A 20,262-nucleotide genomic window follows, 5' to 3' on the forward strand; every position below is an offset into this window, starting at 1 on the left:
CCGCCAAGGCTCCGCCTAAAACGCATATTCGACATTCCCGTCATCCTCGATGCGGCCACCTTGCCGCCAAGGAAGAGTCATGCTCCCCGTCATCGCTCCCGTCATCCTGGCCGCTTCGGCGCCGGCGACGATCCCCTATTGCACGCCCAATTCCGCTGAGACCGCGGCTTGCGCCGCTCCGGCGGCGGAACCCGCTCCCTCCGTCGATGCACCGCCGGTCACGCAATCGGAAGCTCCCGCAAAGGCCAAGCTGAACATCGGCGCGGCCTTGCGCGGTCGCTACGACTTGCGCTTCAACGACGTGGGCGGCGCGGGCCAGCGCCGGACCTCCAACCATCTCTCTTTCGACACCCTGGCGCTGACCGCCGACTACGATTCCGAGAAATTCTTCGGTGCCGCGCAGTACCGCTTCTACGGCGCCAGCTTCCTCTACGGCAAGAACGGCGGCTACGAAGGCTATCCCGGCGAAGTCCAGTTCCTGATGTACGCCTATGCCGGTGCCAAGCTGAGCAAGGAAGACAGCGTGACCGTGGGTGTCCAGCCCGTGCCGTTCGACGACCGCTACTGGGGTTCCTCGATCCTCGACGACCTCGGCTTCGTCTATGGCATGGAGGAAGTCTACAACCTCGGCATCAAGTACAAGCGCCAGACCTCCAACTTGCGCGCCGAACTGGGTTTCTTCCCCGGCAGCGGGCCTGCCGTGATGGGCATCAGTCGCGACGCGGCGCGCTATTCGACGAACATTGCCAGGGCCGACAGCTATGTCACCAACGGCTCGCAGAACGACGAGCGGAAAATGGTGATCGGCAATGTCCAGTACGCTTTGGTCAACCAGCCGAACACCACGCTGAAGGCCACCGCTTCGGGTTGGGTTTCGAGCATCTACAACTTCGACACCGGCGAGGAAGGCAGCAAGCATCTCTTCGCCTTCAGCCTGACCGGCAGCCACGGCCCCTGGAGTGCCAAGGCTTTGGTCGCGCGGCAGGACATCGATCCCCGCAACCCCGGCCGTAATGACATGATCACGGTGGGGGGCTTCGATGGCAGCTACAACATCACCGCCAAAGGCACTTACGCCTTCGGCGAGATCGGCCGGACCATCGACACCGGCAAGCTGCCCTTCGACCTGCTCGTCTATGCCAACTACGGCCGCTTCATGAAAGACGCCGCCGGCTTCAAGGACAGCGAGCGTTTCGATCTGGGCGCTGTGTGGACGGCCAAGGACAAGGGCCGCATCAAGGTCTATTCCGAGTTCCTGCTTGGCCGCAACGATCCTTACGTCGGCGCGGGACAGTTCATCTCCGGAGCGGCGCAGGGTGGCGACAACAAGTGGAAGGCTGCCTTCATGATGATCTTCGGGTATTACTTCTGAACCGCCGCAGGCCCGTAGCGTTGACCGAGGCATGGCGAGATACGCGGCGCCATGATTGGCAGGGCGGCAATCGGGCGGGCGAAGCGTTCACCTGAGGCAAAAATTGCGTCGGCGCCGAAGCAGGCCAGCATGGGGTTGCGATAGCACAGGTTGTAGCGGGGCCGGTCCGCCGGATCGAAACCCGCCTGGGGTGCCGCTACCGCGAGCCTGGCTTCCGCAGCGACGATCGCAGCATCGCCGAATGCCCAGTTCTGATCGGATAGATAGCTTATCAGGCATTCGGGCGATCCGCGGACAGGAAAACGCGCGGGATCTTCGCCCGCAACGATGGCCGCAGCCTCGATCCAGTTCGAAACGTTGCTCCGGTCTTCGCCCTCCGGCGCACCATGCGCACAAGCCTGCGCAGCAATCCAGCGCGCAGGCAGCCCTCGGCGCATGGCTTCCGCGAGCCCGAGAATATGATGCGCACCGGTTCCAGCAACGCGCAGTTCGGGGGCGGTATTGCCATCGGTTTGCCAACGCAGCACGAGCGCCTTCGCCCAATCGTGCCAGAGAACGGCCCCCACGACGCTATCGCCGTCGATCTGCGCGCCTTCCGCGCGATAGGCGTGGAGGAGCGCGGTTGCGCTCGCGAGATTGGTGGCGATATGCTCGGCGAGCCCGCCCGGCCAGCTATGGTGCGAGCCGCTGTTGCCGCCCGCTGCCGCCAGTACCGACAGTCCGGGATGCGGGCAGGCGCTCCCGTCGCCGGGCAGCGGCGGAAACAGTTCTTCCCGAGCGTCTTCCACTCCCGGCATCGTCCGGTGCTCGGCATCGAGGAAGCCACGGGCTGCCAGTATCCCGACGATCTTCCGCTGCGCTTCGCGATCGAGGCCGATGCGATGGCGCACGCAGTCGCTCCCGGAGAGCAATGCCGCGCGCGTCAGCCGCTTCGCTTCGGCTTGCTCCAGCCCGCCTATGGCCTTCACGATCCTGTGCCGTGCCCGCTGGAACAAGGGCGCGCGTTCGGCCACTTGCGCCATCGCGGCATCGGGCGAGACTTGCGCATTCGCATTCGCATTCGCATTCGCATTCGCATTCGCATTCGCATTCGCATTCGCCGGCAGCAGCAGCAGAGCCGCAAGGAAGAGCAGATGACGCATTTCAGAAACTCCTGTCGATCCGCAGGCCCACCACGCGTCCGGTTGCAATCCTCTGACCCACAGGCCCCGCGCGGCGCCCGACAGTGCTGCGATAGGCGTCGGCAGCCAGCAGGTTGCGGACGAAAAAGCGGATCGTGCCGATCGCGGCCAGATCGCGCGCGAGGTTGACATCGAACTGGCTCGAAGGCTGTACCCAGACATCGAGCGCCGAGCCGTAGAGCGTCGAGCTGCCGGACTCGGACTGCCCGAACAATCCATATTGCTGGAGATAGCGCCCCGTCCACCGACCGGTCAGCGTGCCGGACCAGCCCCCTCCGCTATAGCCCAGTTCGATCGAAAGATTGCGCTCGGGCGCATACTGCATGTGCTCCACGGGATCGAGCCGGGGGTTTTTCAGGCGGACGCGGGCGTGCAGCAAGGCCGTCTGTGCCGAAATCCGCCAGCCGTCGAAAGCACCGGTCAGTCGACCCAGGGGCAGGTTGCCGCTGAACTCGATACCGGCCAGTTGCGCCGTGCCGCCATTGGTCGGCTCGATCACGACAAGGCCGGTCTCGCTGCGATCCGTCGCATTGGCGTAGTCACCGCCGGCATCGTAGAGGTAATGCGCCAGCCGCTTGGCGAAGAGCGCCACGCTGAACCGTGCTTCGTCAGGCGCGCGCCATTCGAACGACCAGTCGAAGTTGAGCGCCCGCACCGCGCGAAGATCGGGGTTGCCGCGGATCAGCTCGAGCGCTCCGGTATTGGAATTCTCCACCGTCGCGCTTCCGGCAAGCTGGTTGGGAGACGGCCTGACATAGCTGGTCCAGAGCGTCGCCCGCACGGCGCGCCGGGCGTCCGGATTCCAGCGCAGGCCGATGCTCGGCAGCAGCGCGCCGAAATGAGCGCGGCTGCGGTTCCAGCCATAATCGATATCGCCCGTATCGACGCCGTCATTGCCGGCCACCCAGTAACGGGCGTCGATCCAGGCCTGTTCGGCCCGCAGTCCGGGCGTCAGAACGAACGGCCCGGCCGCGATGCGCGCCCGCGCGTAGAGCGCCGCCACGGTTTCGGAAACCGCGAAGCTCTGGCCGTTGCGTTCGTCGGGCGAGAGGTCCGGCTCGGATGCCGAACGGATATGTGCGAGAAGACGCTCGCGATCCATCAGCGGCAGCGCAAAATCGTATGTTCCCGGCAGGATCGCAGCGATGGCCCCTGTCGCCAGTCCGCTGCTGCCCAGCGTCGTGCCCGGAGCAAAGACGTTACCGTAGGTGATATCGGTCACCTGACCCAGGCGCCGGGAGCGGGTCGCCACAATGCCGGTTTCGACCAGCCGCAAGACGCCGGTTTCGGAGCGACGGCCGGCCGAAAGTTCGCCGCCGAAACGGTGGTCGCTGCTGCGCTGGCTGCGGACCTCGCCCTGGAGGCGAACCGGGAAACTCGAAAGACCCTGCGCCAGACGGGCATCGGCGGCGGTAAGCAGCGGCACCGGATAGCCGCCTTGCATGCCGATCGAGACACCGTTCTCCAGTCCGGTGGACACCGGGTCCCAGAACGATACCTCGACATGATCGGGGCGGCGCGTCACCCCGCGTCCGGCGTGAAGGAGCAGGCGCAAGTCGGTCCGGCCCAGCGCCGCATTCAGGCCGGTCTGGCCGAGCAGCATGGTGCTGCGCTCGGGGTTCGTCTGATACCAGTAGTGGATCGCACCGTTCGTGCTGGCCTGCTCGTAAAGACCATTGCCGATCGGCGTGCGGGTAATGTCGCCAGCAGTGCTGCCGCTCTGGAAGCCCAATTGGTAGATGTCCTGTTCCGTCCGGCTTCCGGCAAAGGTCAGCCGCGCGAAGAGGCGCAGGTCGGACGAAGGCTGATAGTCGAATGCGGCCATCGCACTCGCACTGTGCGTGGTGCCGCGCGTGAACTGGGCGTTGACGCTGGTGGGCAGCAGGTTTCGCGCCGGATCGATCCCGGCCGGGGTACGCCCCTCGGCATCCGCTATGCGAAATTCGACCGTGCCCTGCTGGTATGTCTGCTGACTGTTGGCGAAAGCGCGGCGACCGGCTTGCGCGGTAAGCGCGATCCCCAGCCGGTCGCCCGTGCCGAAGCGGCGGACATACCGCAGGCCCAGTTGTCCGTTGGCGGCGTTCTGGCGATAGGCGCGGGCATTGGTGTCGATCCCGCCGGCTGCAACCAGCTTCAGCCCCTGCGGCGAACCGTCGAAAGCGGAAGGCGCACGAATATCGATGACGGCGCCGGTGACGTCTCCCGCCCGTTCCGGCCCCGGTGTCTTCACCAGTTCCAGTGCCGCGAATCCGAAAGCGGGGAGCATGCCGAGCTGGACCTCTCGCCCGTAAGGCAGGCTCTGCGGCATCGCGACGCCGTCGATCGTCGCAAGACTGTAGGCCCCGCCCAACCCGCGTATTGCGGCAAACTGGCCCTCGGCGCGCGCCGCGCGGTCGTTGCCGCCAAGATCGCCCTGAAGATTGGTGGTCAGCGTCAGCACGCCGGGAATCCGCGCCACGGCCTCGGCGAGGTTGCGGTCGGTCGCGGGCGGCTGATCGCCGAGCAAAGTGTCGCCCGCCGGGGCAGGTTCGGCGGAACCGATGAGATCGACCGGCATGCCGCGAAGGCCTTGCACGAATATCGTGTCTCCCGCGCGCGCAGGGCGGGGGACCGGGGTGAGGGCAGGGGGGCGGACCGCCTTCAGCCGGATCGATGCCGCGGCACGGGGATTGCGGATGATCGATACTCCCGCGCCCTGACGTCCGATCCGCACCGACAGGCTTCGCGTCATCTGGCGCAGCGCCGTATCGAAATCGTCCGCACTGACGGCGCCGGAGACCATCCCGGCAATGCTTTCCGGCGCGAAGACGATATTGCGCCCGCTCTGGCGCGCCAGTTCCATCAAGGCGCGGTCGAGCTGTCTCGGCGAGATCGCGAAGCGTCGCTGCGCCAGTGCCGGCGGCGAGGCCAGCACTGCCGCCAGGGCAAGACCGGAGAGCAGCCCCCGACTCCAGGTCGCGTTTCGACGGAGCAGCATGTCTTGCGCCTTGCGTCCGGGCTTTCAGATCATCGCGGCTCGATCTCGTACTCCCGGCCGATCCGTTTCCAGCGCAGCGGATGGATGGAGGACAGGCCGGAGAGGAAGGATTCGAGATCGGCCACCGCGTAGGCCCCGCTCACATGGAGCTTCGCCAGCGCCGGATCGTCGAGGGTGACGCGGGGCGCGCCCTGATCCGCGAAAGCGGAAAGGGCTTCTCCCAGCGTGCAGTCGGAGAAGACCAGACGGCCTTCGCGCCAGGCAATGGCGGCCTCCGCATCGATCTCGTCGACCCGCGCCTGCCCTGCGACGATCTCCACCCGCTCTCCGGGGCGAGGCTCGGCCAGCGTCGCGTCGCCTTGCCGGACCTCCAGCGCACCGCGGGCCAGGATGACTGCGACCGGGCGATCCGGTCTGTTGCGGACCGTGAACAAGGTGCCCTTGTCGACCACGGAAACATCGCGGGCATCGACCGTGAAGCCGCGCCATTGGTGGACGACATCAAAAACCGCCTCGCCGCTTGCCAGCTTCACGTGCCGCCCGAGCGGCCCGATCCGCGCTTCTATGCGGCTGTGGGGTGCAAGCCAGACACGGGTGCCGTCGGCGAGAGCCACCTCGCGCCGGTCCTGCCCGGTCGCGAAACCGGCCTGGCTGGGCTGCACCATCCAGAATGCCAGCACGGCGGCGGCGATGCCGCCCAATGCAAACCCACCGCGCACGACATGTCGCGACATCATCGCGGGCCTGCGGCGAACCGGCGCGATGACTGCAGCCGGGGACGACGAGGCCTTGAAACCGCCCTGCCGGGCAGCCTCCGGCGCGGCATCCCAGGCCCGCGAGACGAGATCGGCAGCGGCCGCATGTTCGGGACGTTCGCGCAGCCAGTCGAGGAAGGCGGCGCGATCGGCATCGTCCATGCCTTCGCGGGCGCGGGTCAACCAGCTTGCCGCCTGCTCCAGCACGGCATCGTCGGCGGCGGACTTCATGCCAGGGGATTTCATGACATCGGCTCCGCGAGCATAGCCGCCAGCCGGGCAAGACTGCGTTCCACATGGCGCGATACGGCCTTGGTCTCGATTCCCAGCCGTGCGGCGGCCTCCTTGTGGCTGAGCCCTTCGACCCGTACCAGCAGGAAAGCCTCGCGCGCGGCGGGAGACAGGATCTTCATCGCTTCCGAAAGGGCATGCAATTCGCCGCGCCCGATCAATATGCGTTCGGGATCGTCTGTCCCTTCGTCCTGCAAGTCGTTTTCGATGGCGACATGGCTGCCTTCCATCCGCGTTTCGCTCCGCCGGTATCTGTCTATCAGCAGGTTAGACGCAGCGCGGAGCAGAAATCCCCGCCAGCTTGCGATCTTTTGCGGATCCGGGCCTGCGGAGATGACCCGCAGATAGACGTCCTGCACGAAATCCTCGGCATCCTCGCCCGGCCGAACGCGGCGGCGGAAATAGCTTCTCAGCGTCGAGCGATGATCTTCCAGCACTTCGACGACACCCGATAGACCTGCGACACCCGATGAGGCCCGCCTGCGCGGGTCGCCCCTGCGCTCGTCTTCAGTGTCCGGCTCCACGCCGGCACCGATGGGCTTGCTCATTCGCGACACTCCGAGAGACACTTTCGGCGGCCCTTAAATGCGGGTGGTTGCACCTCTGTGACCACGGGTCGCGGCGCCAGTCCGGAGCTGCTCCCTGCCTGGCGCGAAGGCATGAAACCGCGCCCATAGCCTCATCTCGATGACAGGTTCGTGACGCTAAAAAAATAGAATCCTCGGAGGGGATTTCGCGAAATGGCTGCGTCTCGGCTGGCGTGGGGGGCGAAAGCAACACGCCTCGCCAGGGAAGGAAAACCATGCTTTCTTTGAATGCGAAATCCATTCTGCTTGCGGGCTCCGCGATGCTTGTCGTAGCGCTGCCGGGCACCGCTTCGGCGCAGGACAGCCAGGGAGTTGCCGATACGGGTAGCAACGGCGGCGAACTCGTCGTGGTCGCCCGCCGCAGCCAGGCCGCCGACGTGCAGCTCAATTCCAGCAAGCCGATCTCGGTGCTTTCGGAAGAAGACCTGCAACATACCGCCGTCCACAACGTGGCCGAAGCGCTCGGCCTGATGCCGGGCGTCAACGTGATGAACACCGGCTCGTCGTTCTTCGGCGGCATCGACGGCGCGTCGCGCGGCGAAGGCATGTTCGTCTCGATCCGCGGTCTCAATGCCGAGTACAACGTCAATCTCATCAACGGCGTCAACGTGGCGCAGGGCATGCCTTACAGCCGTCAGGTCAAGCTCAGCCTGCTGCCGCCTTCGGGCCTCAACACGATCGTGCTGAACAAGGTCTCCAGCGCCGACATGGACGGCGACGCGATCGGCGGCACCGTCGATTTCCGCACGCCGACCGCCTACGACTACAGCCAGGACTTCCACCTTGCCGTCACCGCATCCGGCCGCGTCGAGACGCGCGCGCGCGACTACGACGACAGCGGCCTGGGCGGCGGTTTCTCCGGTGAGATTGCCAAGCGCTTCGGCTCGGAAGGCCATTTCGGCATCTATGCCAGCGGCTACTTCGACGAACGCCACTTTGCCAACAGCGAGATGGCCGGCGCCGCGGCGGCGCAGAGCGACGGCGGCTGGGGCTACCTCGCGGCCTCCGACGCCAAAGGCACACCCTATGCCGGCATCGACCTGCAGAAGAACGTGACCCAGACCGGCGTCAATATCGGTGTCTCGAACGGCTATACCCGCCGCTGGGGCGGCAATGCCTCGCTCGACTGGAATCCGGACGATACCACCCAGATCTACCTGCGCGGCACTTACGCCTATGCCAAGACCGAGCAGAACTCGACCTTCAGTCAGTACGCCGCATCCAGCAAGTCCTACAGCGAACTGGTTCCCGGCAGCGGTCGCTACGCGCTCAGCGTCGACCAGATTTCCACGCGCGTCTGGTACGAGACCAACCCCGAGATCGCCAAGCTGGCAACCGCGTCGCTGGGCGGCGTGAAGGAAGCCGGAAGCTGGACGATCTCGCCGCAGGTGTTCTTCAGCGAAGGGCACAACGACCGTCCGGGTCATATCGAGGCCTCGATCCGCAACAACCAGTCCGACAAGTACAACCACGGTACCACCAGCCCGCTCGGCGGCCTGTCGATGAGCTACAAGGACAACCTGCCGCAACCGCTGTTCACACCGGAAATCCTCGACCAGTTGAACAACGCCGGTGACGTCCTGCTCGCGCGCCGCGCGGGTCAGTACACCTACCAGACCAGCGGCCAGACGAAATGGGGCGGCCGCCTCGACCTGGAACGCAAGTTCGAGGGTTCGGCGCTCCAGTCGATCAAGTTCGGCGGCAAGTACTCGGACTCCAACCGCAAGGTCACCAACCGCGACTGGACCAACGACCACTTCGCCAACCTGCTGGGGAAGGCGGGGGTGACCTGGGCCGATCTCGGCATCGTCAACGGCAAGTACGATTCCGTATTCCCGGGCGTCTACGGCTGGAGCGTGCCGAAGGTCGATCACGACAAGCTGCAGGAATACTTCTTCAAGTACCAGACCGCCGCCTCGTTCGACAGCTGCGGCGACAACCTGTCCTATACCGACAACCTGAACTGCAACACCCAGCGCGGCAGCGAGCGGGTCGCGGCGGGCTATGTGATGGCGAACATCCAGAGCGGCGATCTCGAAGTGATCCCCGGCCTGCGCTTCGAGCATACCTCGATCGACAACACCTACTGGGTGCGCCGCAGCGATGCCGACGGCAATCCGGTGACGGGTAACTTCGAGACCAACCACACCCGGTACAACGAGCTGCTGCCCAGCCTGCTCGTCAATTACCGGCCCACCTCGGACAGCGTCTATCGCGGCTCCGTCTGGTGGTCCTATACCCGCCCCGCCTTCGTTCAGCTCGGGGGCGGCTCGCAAGTCAGCGTGGGCGATACCACCACGACGATCACGATGGGCAACCCCAACCTGAAGCCGGTCAAGTCGCTCAACGTCGACCTCTCGGCCGAGTGGAAGATCACGCCGAGCGGCTATCTGAGCCTCGGCGGCTACTACAAGCACCTTCGCAACTATCTCTACGACAACGGCAGCGGCTATGTGAACGGCAACGAGCTGCCGGACAACAACGTCATCACCATCATGCCGCAGAACGGCGGATCTGGCGACGTCTACGGTCTGGAAATGCAGTTCCGCAAGAAGTTCACCGAGGCGCCGGGCCTGCTCGGCGGCTTCGGTATCGGCGGCAGCCTGACCCGCCAGTGGACCAAGGTGAATATCGGCGACGGCGTGCAGAAGCGTATCCAGAATGCGCCCGCGATCCTCGGCGATGCGCAGCTGTTCTGGGAGCAGGGCAAGTTCAGCATCGACATGATCTACCACTACAGCGGCGAATACGTGTCGAGCTACAATTCGCTCGGCCTCGGCACCTGGGACGACACCTGGATCCGTCCGATCCAGACGGTGGACCTCCATGCCGGATACGACTTCGGCGGCGGCATCCGCGCCGACCTGTCGGTGGCGAACCTCTTCGGCGCCTATACCTACTGGGCGCATATCGGGCGGGACACGCTGGCCCTCTCGGACGTCGTCGATTCCGGCACGACTGCTCTCATGACTGTCAAATTCGCCTTCTAAGGCGGTGACACGGAGCACGGCGTCCCCCAACGGCGCCGTGCTCCGCCCTGACCCGATATCTGTCTATTCCTGTGTGAGTTCGATCATGAAATACCGTCTCCTCGTCCCGGCGCTCCTTGCTTTTGCAGGCGCGGTTCCGGCGATCGCCCAGACCGCGGCCTCCCCTGACGACCTGGCCCGCGTGGCTTCCGGCGATCCGCGCGAACCGGGCGGTGCGCGCCGCCTGCGCGGCGACATGGCCGATCTCTATCGCCGCCTGAACGTCGAAGGCGAGGTGCGCAACGTGATCCTGCTGATCGGCGACGGCATGGGCGATTCCGAGATCACCCTGGCCCGCAACTATGCCGAAGGCGCAGGCGGTTTCTTCAAGGGTATCGACGCTTTGCCCTTCACCGGCCAGTACACGCACTATTCGCTCGACAAGGAAACCGGCAAGCCGAACTACGTCACCGATTCCGCCGCTTCCGCCACGGCCTGGTCCACCGGCGTGAAGAGCTACAACGGCGCCATCGGGGTGGACATCGCGGAGAAGCCCCACGCCTCGCTGCTGGCGCGCGCCAAGGCGGCGGGCCTGGCGACGGGCGACGTTTCCACTGCCGAGATCGAGGACGCCACCCCGGCGGCACAAGTCGCGCATGTGACCCAGCGCAAGTGCTTCGGCCCCACCGCGACCAGCGCCGCCTGTCCGACCAATGCGCTGGAGAACGGCGGCCTGGGATCGATCGCGGAGCAGCTTCTCGACACGCGCCCCGATGTCACCCTCGGCGGCGGTGCGGCGGCGTTCGGCGAGATCGCCCGCGCCGGGAAGTGGAAGGGCAAGACGCTTAACGCGCAAGCCCAGGCGCGCGGCTTCCGGCTGGTCCGCAATGCCGCCGAACTCGAACAGGTCGCGGCGGCGAACCAGAAGCAGCCGCTGCTCGGCCTGTTTTCGCAAGGCGACATGCCGGTGCGCTGGAAAGGCCCCAAGGCCAGCCTCCACGGTAATCTCGAAAAGCCGGCGATTACCTGCGAGGTCAACGAGGCGCGCACTGCCGACATTCCGACGCTGGCCACCATGACGCGCAAGGCGATCGACCTGCTCGGCCGCAATCCCAGGGGCTTCTTCCTGCAAGTTGAAGGCGCGTCCATCGACAAGGAAGACCATGCCGCCAATCCCTGTGGCCAGATCGGTGAGACCGTCGATCTCGACGAGGCCGTGCAGGCGGCGCTGGCCTTCGCGAAAGCCGACGGCCATACGCTGGTGATCGTGACGGCCGACCACGCCCATAGCAGCCAGATCATCGCCAACGGCAGCCATGCACCGGGCCTGACCGCCGCGCTCAACACGCGCGAAGGCGGGGTGATGACCGTCAGCTACGGCACGGCCGAAAGCGGTTCGCAGGGCCACACCGGCACCCAGCTTCGCGTCGCCGCTTACGGTCCGCACGCCGCGAACTTCTCCGGCCTGCTGGACCAGACCGACATGTTCTACATCATCCGCGATGCCCTGAAGCTGCCGTAAGTCCGCAAGGTCCGGCCGTCTGCCGATGGCCGGACCTTCCACTATCGCTGCCGTGCAAAGACCGCCCAAGGAATCCCCCGATGCCCCTCGACCGTCGTTCGCTTCTCCATCGCGGCCTGGGTGCCGCCGCTCTGGCCGGGCTGCCGGCAGCGCTGGCCCGCGCGGCGGCGATCCCGGCGGCGCGGCGCTCGGGCACGATCGAAGACGTTCAGCACATCGTGATCCTGATGCAGGAGAACCGGGGCTTCGATCACTATTTCGGAACGATGCCGGGCGTTTGCGGCTTCGGGGATCGTTTTCCCATTCCCGTCCCACCGGCGCCCGACGGCTCGCCGATGAACGTGTGGGACCAGCGCGACGGCAGCACGGCCAATCCGCGCGTAATCCGGCCCTTCCATCTTTCGACGCGGGAGAATTTCGACCTGATGCGGATGAAGGGCACGCCGCATCATTGGCCGAACGCGCAGGCAGCATGGGATCATGGGCGCATGGCCCATTGGCCGGAAGCGAAGACCGAGCGTTCCATGGCCTGCTACACACAGGAAGACATTCCCTTCCAATGGGCCATGGCCGAAGCCTTCACGCTTTGCGATGCCTATCATTGCTCGATCCAGACCGGGACGAATAGCAACCGGCTCTACCTCTGGACCGGCACCAACGATCCCTACGCGCTGGCGGGCGGCCCGGCGATCGACAACGTGGACGACGACCTGGGCAAGCCGGAAAGCGCCCATCCTCGTTTCTGGTGGAAGACCTATCCCGAGCGCCTTGAGGATGCCGGAGTGATCTGGGGCCATTATCAGGACATGGCCGACAACTTCGGCGACAATCCGCTCGCCAACTTCACCCAATATCGCGCTGCCTTTCGCGGAGACCCGGGCTCTCGCGCGGCCTTGCGCGACAAGGCCCTGACGACCCGCACCCTCGGCCAGCTGCGAGAGGACGTGCTGGGCGGCCGGTTGCCGCAAGTTTCCTGGATCGTCGGCACGGCGGAAGGTTCGGAACATCCCGGCCCATCGAGCCCGGCTCAGGGCGCGGCCTATACCAGCCAGGTCATCGATGCGCTGACCGCCGATCCTGAAGTCTGGGCGCGAACGGTTCTGTTCGTCACTTTCGATGAAAACGACGGCTTCTTCGATCATGTCCCGCCTCCGGCCCCGCCATCGCCCGATCCGGCTCTGCCGGGTGGTTTCGCAGGCGCCAGCACCGTCTCCACCGACGGCGAATACCACCGGATCGAAAGCGACTGGGCCGCAGGCGACGAGCAGGTCTATCGCGGCCGTCCCTATGGCCTCGGCCCCCGGGTTCCGACCTACATCCTGTCGCCCTGGTCGCGGGGGGGATGGGTCCATTCCGAAGTGTGCGACCACACGTCGATCCTGCGCTTCATCGAGACGCGTTTCGGGGTGATGGAGCCCAACATTTCCGCCTGGCGGCGCGCGATCTGCGGCGACCTTACCCGAGCTTTCGACTTCGCGCATCCCAATCGCGAGCGGGCAGGACTGCCGGCAACCGTCGAAATGCGCGACCGGGCGCGGGCCATAGTCGGCCAACCCGACCCAGCCGCACCCGATAACGGCGTTCGCCCGGTTCAGGCCAGCGGTCTGCGCCGATCACGCCCTCTCGGCTATGCTCTGGAAGTCAGCGACGCCATCGACTTGGAGAAAAGCACGATAGCCCTGGATTTCTCGACACAAGGAATCATGGGCGCGGTTTTTCACGTCTATAATCGCCTCGATCTTGCCGCCATTCCCCGCCGATACACGGTGACGCCGGGGCAGACGCTCAGGGGCGAATGGCCACTGGCGGCAAAGGATGGCCGGTATGACCTGTGGGTCCGTGGCCCCGCCGGGTTCCATCGGGAATTCATCGGCACTCGGGAAACCGCCCATCAGACTGAAAAGCTGGATTGGAGCGCCGCCGAGGGTGCATTTCGCATCGCCGTGGCACCCGGTAACGGCGCCTGGCGGATCGAGCCTCTTGCATATGCCCAGCATCACCAGCCATGTGCGTTGCCTGCCGAAGGCGGCTCGTGTCGTTGGAGCCTTGAAGCCACCGGCGGTTGGTATGATCTTGCGATATACCAGCCAGCGTACCCCGATTTCAGACGCAGACTGGCGGGCCGGGTCGAAGGGACTTGGCTTCCTGTCACCGACCCGGCCATCGGAGCAATATCTTCCAACCCGGCGACGCCGGGATGACGGCTTCCAAAGGTCGATCTCCAGACGCCGAAGAGCGTGGATCGAGGCAGGGCGGTTGCCGCGTACAGGCGCGCAATCGACCTCTATGTCCGTGACGCTAAGGCCGCGCCCATCAACACGGACCAATCCCGGTCATTCCGCCGCCGATTTCGGTTCCCAGCTGCGGTGTGCCTCATTTCTCGACAGGCTATCGCTGAACAGGACGGTTCACCGCGCTTTTGAAAAGAGACCCTGACGGCATCCGCGCAGCCAACAGGACAAGCACGATTCCCCCATAGAGCAGAGGGCTGCTGGTATCGGCCTTCACCAGCAGGAAATAATGGATCACTCCCATGATCGCTATCAGGTAGACCAGGCGGTGAAGTCTTCGCCAAGCTCTCGGCGACATCTTGCGCCGCACTGCATTGGCTGACGTCACGGCAAGGGGAACCAATAAGGCAAAGGCACCCATGCCGATGGTGATGTAGGGGCGTTTGGCGATGTCGGTTGCGATTTCGGCCCAGTCAAATTCGTGGGCGATCACCACGTAGGTCAGAAGATGCAGGGTGACATAGGCGAAGGCCCATAGACCGATACGGCGCCGATAGCGCATCAGGCGCGGCATCCTGCCATACTTGGCGAGCAGCGTTACCGCCAGTGTCAGGCACAGGAAGCGCAGACTCCAAAGCCCAAGGTCGCGCAGCACGAACTCGACCGGATTGGCGGTAAGATCGCCGGTGAAGCCCCACGCCAGGATCAGCAGCAACGGGGCCGCGCACAGGAGCCAGACAAGTGCAGATTCCACATGCGCGCGGATGGGTCGCCTTTCCCGCCCCATCAGTAAAGCTGGCGCGGGTCGAGCCCGCGATAGAGACCCGCCACCTGCTCGCCATAGCCGTTGAAAGGCAAGGTCTTGCGGCGAAAGAACTCGCCAATACGGCGCTCTTTCGCTTGCGACCAGCGCGGATGATCCACGGCAGGATTCACATTGGCATAGAACCCGTATTCGCGCGGGGCCAGCATCTGCCAACTGGTCTGCGGGCGCCGGTCGGTGAAACGGATGCGTACGATCGACTTGATCCCCTTGAACCCGTACTTCCAGGGAACCACCAGCCGGATCGGCGCGCCGTTCTGGTTGGGCAGGGTCTGGCCATAAAGCCCGACCGCGAGCAAGGTAAGCGGATGAAGCGCTTCGTCTAGGCGCAAGCCTTCGCGATAGGGCCACTGGATCACGGAGCCTCTCTGCCCCGGCATCTGGCGCGGATCGCGCAGCGTTTCGAAAGCGACGAATTTCGCCCCGCTTTGGGGGCCAACCGCCTTGATAAGGCTGGCGAGGGGAAATCCTACCCATGGGATTACCATCGACCATGCCTCGACGCAGCGCATGCGATAGATCCGTTCTTCCAACGGAAAGCGTTTGATGAGATCGTCGATGGCGTAGCGACCGGGCCGGTCGCAAAGACCGTCGATCACGATGGTCCAGGGGCGGGTACGCATCATTCCCGCATATTTCGCCGGATCTTCCTTGCCGGTCCCGAACTCGTAGAAGTTGTTGTAGCCGGTCACATCGCCAAGCGGCGTCCTGGCTTCGTCGATGGGCATTCGGTTGGGCCTGAACTTGAGCGCCGCGGCTGACGCCGTGCTGCTTCCGCTGCATGCGGCGAGGCCGAGGCCCGCGACACCGGCAATAAACTGCCGCCGTCTAATGTAGAGGCCATGGTCAGTGACATCGCGGTCGCTGAGGTCAGGTGCGTTCACAATCAGCATCGAACGATCCTTTGCCGAAACCCAAGCGATGCTAGCATGGGGGCATGAACAGCACATGATCGACGCTTTGTTCGTACAGGCTTGGCAGCTTCCTGAAGCCTGTGCATTGCCATGGGGCAGCCTTCGAAACCCGGACCGGCCGCCGCTACCCCGCTTTCGACAGGAAGCGCTGCGACAATCCGTGGTAGAGCTTTTCCTTGCAGACAAATTGGGCCGCAAAATCGCCGATCAGCGCCGAGGCCAGGAGAGGCATCATAAGCCCCCGGCTTGCGGTCGTCTCCGAAATGATGATGACGGCCGTGAGAGGCGCCCGGACGACGCCCGTAAAGTAGGCGACCATTCCAAGGAGCACGATGGCTCCGGAGGGATAGCCGGGAAAAACTCCGCGCAGCAGATCGCCGATGCCGGCGCCGATAGAAAGCGACGGCGCAAAGATGCCACCGGGAATGCCGGAAACCGCTGTCGCCAGAGTCGTGACGAACTTGGCGGCGCCGAACCAGATCGGTACGGCATTGCCCGCGATGATGCCATGGGCGGTATCGTAGCCGGTCCCCCAGGTCAGCCCGGTCGAGACGCCGAGCACGGCGACCATCGCGCCGCACAGCGTCGCAAACAGGATCGGGTGGGCGCGAAGCCAGACCATCGGCCGTATTGACGTTGTACCCGCCGAAAGCATGAGGCGCGAAAACGCTCCGCCGGCGATACCGCCAAGAATTCCCGCAACCGGCGTGGCAACAAGGGCCTGCTGGAACCCAAGGGTCTGCCGCATGGCGCCGAAATAGATGTAGTCGCCGGCGATCCCCAGGCTGACCATGCCCGCAATCAGCACGGCGGCCATGACAAGCAGCGTCATACGCTGCTCATACGCTGCCGCCAGTTCCTCGATGGCGAAGGCGACACCGGCAAGCGGCGTGTTGAATGCGGCTGCAACGCCCGCCGCGCCGCCTGCAATGTAGACCGAAGACCGCAACGGGACGCGCAGCACGCGGTGCATGCGGCCCATGATGGCGGCGGCAATTTGAACCGTCGGTCCTTCACGCCCGACCGAAGCGCCGACCAGCAGACCGCCGATCGTCAGGAAGAACTTCGCGACTGCCGCGCGGGCGGACACCAATGTCGCAAGCGATCCTTCCGGGTTCTTGGTCGCGGCCATGACCTGCGGAATGCCGGACCCTTTCGCCAGAGGGGCAAAGCGCAAGGTAAGCCAGGCGATGATGGCAAAACCCGCCGGCGTCGCGATCAGCGGCGCCCACCACCAACGGTCCGCGAAGAGGTGGAACAAGGCGTTTGCGCGGTCTGCCATCTCTGCGAACACCAACGCTACGAGACCGACGAGAATGGCCCCTCCCACGATCGCGACCCGGCGCCGCCAGACCAGCGCTTCCGGACCGTGCCGGCGTAGCGCCACGCGGATATGTCGTGGCAACAGGCGATTCGGTATGATCACGGTAAAGGAGCTCTCTACGGGCGTAGCAAAGGTGGGGGCGCCTCGCTCTATTGCAGGCCATCACGGGGCCTGTCCACCTGTTCGAGCGCGCACGTCGGCAACGGCAGAACGACAGCTTGCGTACCAGGTCTGCGCCTGAGAAATGAAAACCGGCACCGCGTTTCCGCCGCGATGAGGTTGTCAGACAGTCCAGGACCGGTCCACGCGGCGGACGGCGGGATCAAGAAGATACAGAAGCACGGCCGCGACGACGGCGATGGCGGAGAGCAGGGAGAAGTAGGCGCCTGGCTCCATCCGGCTCCACAGCATGCCGACCAGACCCGCGCTGAGACTGCCCGCGAAGATCGCAAGATACCAGGCAGCCACTGTCGTCGCGCCGAGGCGCGGGGGGGCGAGTCGCGCGAAAAGGCCGAGGCCAGTGGGCAGGATGAACAATTCGCCCGTCGTGAACAGGACGAAGAAGGCGACGAGCCAGAGCCAGTCGGCGCGATCGTTGCCCGCCTGCCATGAGACGATCGCCAGCAGCGCATAGGCCAGCGCCACGATCAGCGCGCCTTGCGTCATGCGCCGCGCCGGGGCGGCCTCCTGCCCCGCATCCGCGCGCTTGCGCCATACGGAAAGCAGTGGCGGCGTCAGCATCATTACCAGCAGGGGGTTGAGCGCCTGGAACCAGGTCATCGGGATCGTCAGGCTGCCGAACTGGCGGTCGATCCCGCTATCGGCCCAGAGCGCGACGGTATTGCCCACTTGCTCATAGGCGCCCCGGAACACCGTTACGCACAGACCCACGGCGGCGAGCACCACCCAGATGCGGCGTTCGTTGCCGGGGCTGACCTGTGCATCGCCTTGCGTCCGGGGGAGAGAGAGGCGCTCGGGCGGCAGGTGGCGCTGGCCGAAAAGATAGATCAGCAAGCCGACGAACATGCCGATACCCGCCGCTCCGAAACCGTAGTGCCAGCCGTAGATCTCGCCCAGCGTTCCGCAGATGAGCGGGGCCAGGAAGCCGCCGATGTTGATGCCCAGGTAATAGACATTGTAGGCCCAGCCGCGTCGGGGGTCGCCCGGCGCGTAGAGGTCGTTGATCTGGCTCGGCAGGCTGGGCAGGAACAGGCCGTTGCCCAGCGCGATCGTGGCGAGAGCGACATAGAACAGCGGTTCGAAGGCCATCATGAAGTGGCCGGCAGCCATGATCGTGGCGCCGAGCATGACCGCGCGGCGCTTGCCCAGCCAGCGATCCGCTATCATCCCGCCCAGGATCGGGGTGAAATAGGCGCAGGCCGTGTAGGCTCCGTAGACGAACGAGGCCTGCACTTGCCCCAGCATGAGTTGCCGGGTCATGTAATAGACCAGCAGCGCCCGCATGCCGAAGTAGGAGAACTGCTCCCACATGTTGGTGAGGAACAGGACGGTCAACCCCGGAGGCTGGCCGAACAAGTTACGCGAAGGCGCCGTGCTCGCGGGGTTTCCGTGCATGTCTCTTACCCGTTCGCGCCGAAGCTGTTCATGGATGGCCCCAAAGGGTTTCGTCGCAGTGGATCATGCCGTTTTCGTAGAGAGCGCCCGGCTTGCGATCCTGCTTAAGAAACAACGGTCCGTCGAGATCCACGAGATCGCAGACCTGACCGAGCAGGAAGGCGGGCGCCATGGCCAGGCTGCTGCCGACCATGCAGCCGACCATGACGCCAAACCCCGCCTCCCGCGCGGCGGCAGCCATGGCCAAGCCTTCGGTAAGACCCCCGCATTTGTCCAGCTTGATATTGACCACGTCGAACCGGCCTTTCAGTTTCGGCAGGTCGTTTGGCGTGAGGGCGCTTTCGTCGGCCGCGATCGGGATGGGGGAGTTGAATCCATCCAGATCCGCCTCGTTCCCTCGCGCCAGCGGCTGCTCGATCAGCGAGACCCCGGCCTCGACCATCGCGGCGGCCAGCGCTTCGAGATCGCCGATGGCGAAACCCTGGTTGGCATCGACGCCAAGCCAGACTTCGGGGCGGGCTTCGCGGATGGCCTTGACCCGTGCAATGTCGAGAGCAAGATCGCCGGTCAGTTTGATCTTGATCGCGCGCGCCTGGGAATGACGCCGTGCACGCAGGGCCATTTCCGAGGGCGTGTCGGCGCCTATGGTGAAAGTCGTCTTCAGGGGAACTGGAACGGCAAGTCCGGCCAGTTCCCACGCGGGGCGACCGGATCGACGCACTTCCAGATCCCAGAGCGCGGCATCCACGGCGTTGCGCGCGCCGCCTGACGGCAGGATCGCGCGCAGCACATTGCGCGGGGGATGGGCTTCGATCTCGCTGCGGGCGTCTTCCAGGCAGGCCAGCATCTGCGGAATATCGTCGCCCACGTAATAGACGCCGCTCGCCTCGCCGCGCGCCAGATGACGGCCGTCGTCCAACGTGACGACCATCACTTCCGCGCGGTCGATCTCGCGGCCCGATATACGGAAAGGTTCGGCCAGAAGAAGCGTCTCGATCGAGGCACCGAGCTTGAGGGACGACATCAGATCGCCTTCCCCGCCTGACAAAGCAGGGATGACGGGGCGGCGGGCGCCGATCGATAAGGCCGTTGAATCATCAAGCATTCCCCCTTGGAGGAGGGCGGGGCGATACGGCCTCATCCTCTCCTTCCGGCGGTGACGGATATCTCCCGGCCTTTGCCCGGGTGAGACTCGGCACCAGATCGGGGAATGATATTTTCCAATCAGAGAATTTCAACTGTTTTGGAAAATTTTTCCAGAATGCCCGTCATATCGGCAGGACGGTCGTTTCCTTGACGCGCTTCAAGGCGAAGCTCGAGTTGATCGAACCGACGCCGGGCAGATGCAGAAGTTCGCGCTTCAGGAAGCGTTCGTAGGCCTCGACGCTGGCGACGATGACCCGCAGGAGGTAGTCGCTGTCGCCGCTCATCGAGAAACATTCGATGATTTCCGAATGCTTCTCGACCGCGCTTTCCAGCGCTTCCAGCGTGGCCTCGTCGTGCGACTTGAGCTTGATATAGGCGAAGACGTTGACCGTCAGCCCCAGCATGGCGGGATCGAGCAGCACGGCGCGGCCCCGGATGGTGCCCTGGCTCTCCAGTTTCTTGAGGCGTCGCCAGCACGGCGTCTGCGAAAGACCTACCAGCGGCGCAAGGTCGGCGAGCGGCATTTCGGGATGGTCCTGCAAGCTTCGCAATATCTTGCGGTCGATATCGTCCATTCTTCGATTCCTGATCGCCT

Annotated in this window: 14 protein-coding genes; 4 read left to right on the top strand and 10 right to left on the bottom strand. The window is 64.8% G+C overall.

The features are described from left to right. The first annotated feature begins 79 nt into the window (after positions 1-79). On the top strand, positions 80-1,372 hold the full coding sequence (locus tag AC4D6D_RS20070; protein ID WP_491327295.1) for a hypothetical protein: 1,293 nt from the start codon (positions 80-82) through the stop codon (positions 1,370-1,372). Here AC4D6D_RS20070 and AC4D6D_RS20075 read toward each other — a convergent pair. The 4 genes from AC4D6D_RS20075 to AC4D6D_RS20090 form a co-directional block, all read right to left on the bottom strand. Then, positions 1,363-2,394 (bottom strand): hypothetical protein, encoded by a 1,032-nt coding sequence (locus tag AC4D6D_RS20075; protein WP_491327296.1) that lies wholly within the window; start codon positions 2,392-2,394, stop codon positions 1,363-1,365. The genes AC4D6D_RS20070 and AC4D6D_RS20075 overlap by 10 nt on opposite strands. A 121-nt stretch (positions 2,395-2,515) precedes the next feature. Then, a complete protein-coding gene (locus tag AC4D6D_RS20080) occupies positions 2,516-5,530 on the bottom strand; it encodes a TonB-dependent receptor (protein WP_491327297.1) in 3,015 nt (1,004 codons plus the stop codon). A gap of 29 nt (positions 5,531-5,559) precedes the next feature. Then, positions 5,560-6,531, bottom strand: a complete 972-nt coding sequence (locus AC4D6D_RS20085) for a FecR family protein (RefSeq protein ID WP_491327298.1) — start codon at positions 6,529-6,531, stop codon at positions 5,560-5,562. Next, complete coding sequence (locus tag AC4D6D_RS20090) at positions 6,528-7,124, bottom strand: RNA polymerase sigma factor (protein WP_491327299.1); 597 nt, start codon at positions 7,122-7,124, stop codon at positions 6,528-6,530. The genes AC4D6D_RS20085 and AC4D6D_RS20090 overlap by 4 nt, the downstream gene beginning before the upstream one ends. A 299-nt stretch (positions 7,125-7,423) precedes the next feature. On the opposite strand from AC4D6D_RS20090, the gene AC4D6D_RS20095 reads away from it, so the two are divergent. The 3 genes from AC4D6D_RS20095 to AC4D6D_RS20105 all read left to right on the top strand — a co-directional run bounded on the left by AC4D6D_RS20095 (position 7,424) and on the right by AC4D6D_RS20105 (position 13,855). Beyond that, entirely contained in the window at positions 7,424-10,153 is a 2,730-nt protein-coding gene (locus AC4D6D_RS20095) for a TonB-dependent receptor (RefSeq protein ID WP_491327300.1), read from the top strand. A gap of 85 nt (positions 10,154-10,238) precedes the next feature. Continuing rightward, positions 10,239-11,654, top strand: a complete 1,416-nt coding sequence (gene phoA / locus AC4D6D_RS20100) for an alkaline phosphatase (RefSeq protein WP_491327301.1) — start codon at positions 10,239-10,241, stop codon at positions 11,652-11,654. Positions 11,655-11,734: 80 nt separating this feature from the next. Continuing rightward, a complete protein-coding gene (locus tag AC4D6D_RS20105) occupies positions 11,735-13,855 on the top strand; it encodes a phosphocholine-specific phospholipase C (protein WP_491327302.1) in 2,121 nt (706 codons plus the stop codon). 187 nt (positions 13,856-14,042) lie between these two features. Here AC4D6D_RS20105 and msrQ read toward each other — a convergent pair whose 3' ends face one another. The 6 genes from msrQ to AC4D6D_RS20135 form a co-directional block, all read right to left on the bottom strand. Then, positions 14,043-14,639: a protein-methionine-sulfoxide reductase heme-binding subunit MsrQ gene (gene msrQ, locus AC4D6D_RS20110; protein ID WP_491327303.1), complete on the bottom strand. Its 597-nt coding sequence runs from the start codon at positions 14,637-14,639 to the stop codon at positions 14,043-14,045. 32 nt (positions 14,640-14,671) lie between these two features. Next, positions 14,672-15,601, bottom strand: a complete 930-nt coding sequence (gene msrP, locus AC4D6D_RS20115) for a protein-methionine-sulfoxide reductase catalytic subunit MsrP (RefSeq protein ID WP_491327304.1) — start codon at positions 15,599-15,601, stop codon at positions 14,672-14,674. A 145-nt stretch (positions 15,602-15,746) separates the two neighbouring features. Continuing rightward, positions 15,747-17,009, bottom strand: coding sequence for a chloride channel protein (locus AC4D6D_RS20120; protein WP_491327305.1), 1,263 nt, complete (start codon positions 17,007-17,009; stop codon positions 15,747-15,749). 219 nt (positions 17,010-17,228) lie between these two features. After that, positions 17,229-18,521 carry a peptide MFS transporter gene (locus AC4D6D_RS20125; protein ID WP_491327306.1) on the bottom strand — a complete coding sequence of 431 codons (1,293 nt, stop codon included), beginning with the start codon at positions 18,519-18,521 and terminating at the stop codon, positions 17,229-17,231. A 28-nt stretch (positions 18,522-18,549) separates the two neighbouring features. Then, positions 18,550-19,545 (bottom strand): dipeptide epimerase, encoded by a 996-nt coding sequence (locus AC4D6D_RS20130; RefSeq protein WP_491327307.1) that lies wholly within the window; start codon positions 19,543-19,545, stop codon positions 18,550-18,552. 244 nt (positions 19,546-19,789) lie between these two features. Beyond that, positions 19,790-20,242, bottom strand: a complete 453-nt coding sequence (locus tag AC4D6D_RS20135; RefSeq protein WP_491327308.1) for an Lrp/AsnC family transcriptional regulator — start codon at positions 20,240-20,242, stop codon at positions 19,790-19,792. Positions 20,243-20,262: the final 20 nt, after the last annotated feature.

Source organism: Novosphingobium sp. BF6 (genome assembly GCF_058273105.1).

Bases quoted from the DNA above. Each gene is read 5' to 3' on its own strand.
- AC4D6D_RS20070 (WP_491327295.1), top strand. From the start codon at position 80: ATGCTCCCCGTCATCGCTCCCGTCATCCTGGCCGCTTCGGCGCCGGCG.
- AC4D6D_RS20075 (WP_491327296.1), bottom strand. From the start codon at position 2,394: ATGGCGCAAGTGGCCGAACGCGCGCCCTTGTTCCAGCGGGCACGGCAC.
- AC4D6D_RS20080 (WP_491327297.1), bottom strand. From the start codon at position 5,530: ATGCTGCTCCGTCGAAACGCGACCTGGAGTCGGGGGCTGCTCTCCGGT.
- AC4D6D_RS20085 (WP_491327298.1), bottom strand. From the start codon at position 6,531: ATGAAATCCCCTGGCATGAAGTCCGCCGCCGACGATGCCGTGCTGGAG.
- AC4D6D_RS20090 (WP_491327299.1), bottom strand. From the start codon at position 7,124: ATGAGCAAGCCCATCGGTGCCGGCGTGGAGCCGGACACTGAAGACGAG.
- AC4D6D_RS20095 (WP_491327300.1), top strand. From the start codon at position 7,424: ATGCTTGTCGTAGCGCTGCCGGGCACCGCTTCGGCGCAGGACAGCCAG.
- phoA (WP_491327301.1), top strand. From the start codon at position 10,239: ATGAAATACCGTCTCCTCGTCCCGGCGCTCCTTGCTTTTGCAGGCGCG.
- AC4D6D_RS20105 (WP_491327302.1), top strand. From the start codon at position 11,735: ATGCCCCTCGACCGTCGTTCGCTTCTCCATCGCGGCCTGGGTGCCGCC.
- msrP (WP_491327304.1), bottom strand. From the start codon at position 15,601: ATGCTGATTGTGAACGCACCTGACCTCAGCGACCGCGATGTCACTGAC.
- AC4D6D_RS20125 (WP_491327306.1), bottom strand. From the start codon at position 18,521: ATGCACGGAAACCCCGCGAGCACGGCGCCTTCGCGTAACTTGTTCGGC.
- AC4D6D_RS20130 (WP_491327307.1), bottom strand. From the start codon at position 19,545: ATGTCGTCCCTCAAGCTCGGTGCCTCGATCGAGACGCTTCTTCTGGCC.
- AC4D6D_RS20135 (WP_491327308.1), bottom strand. From the start codon at position 20,242: ATGGACGATATCGACCGCAAGATATTGCGAAGCTTGCAGGACCATCCC.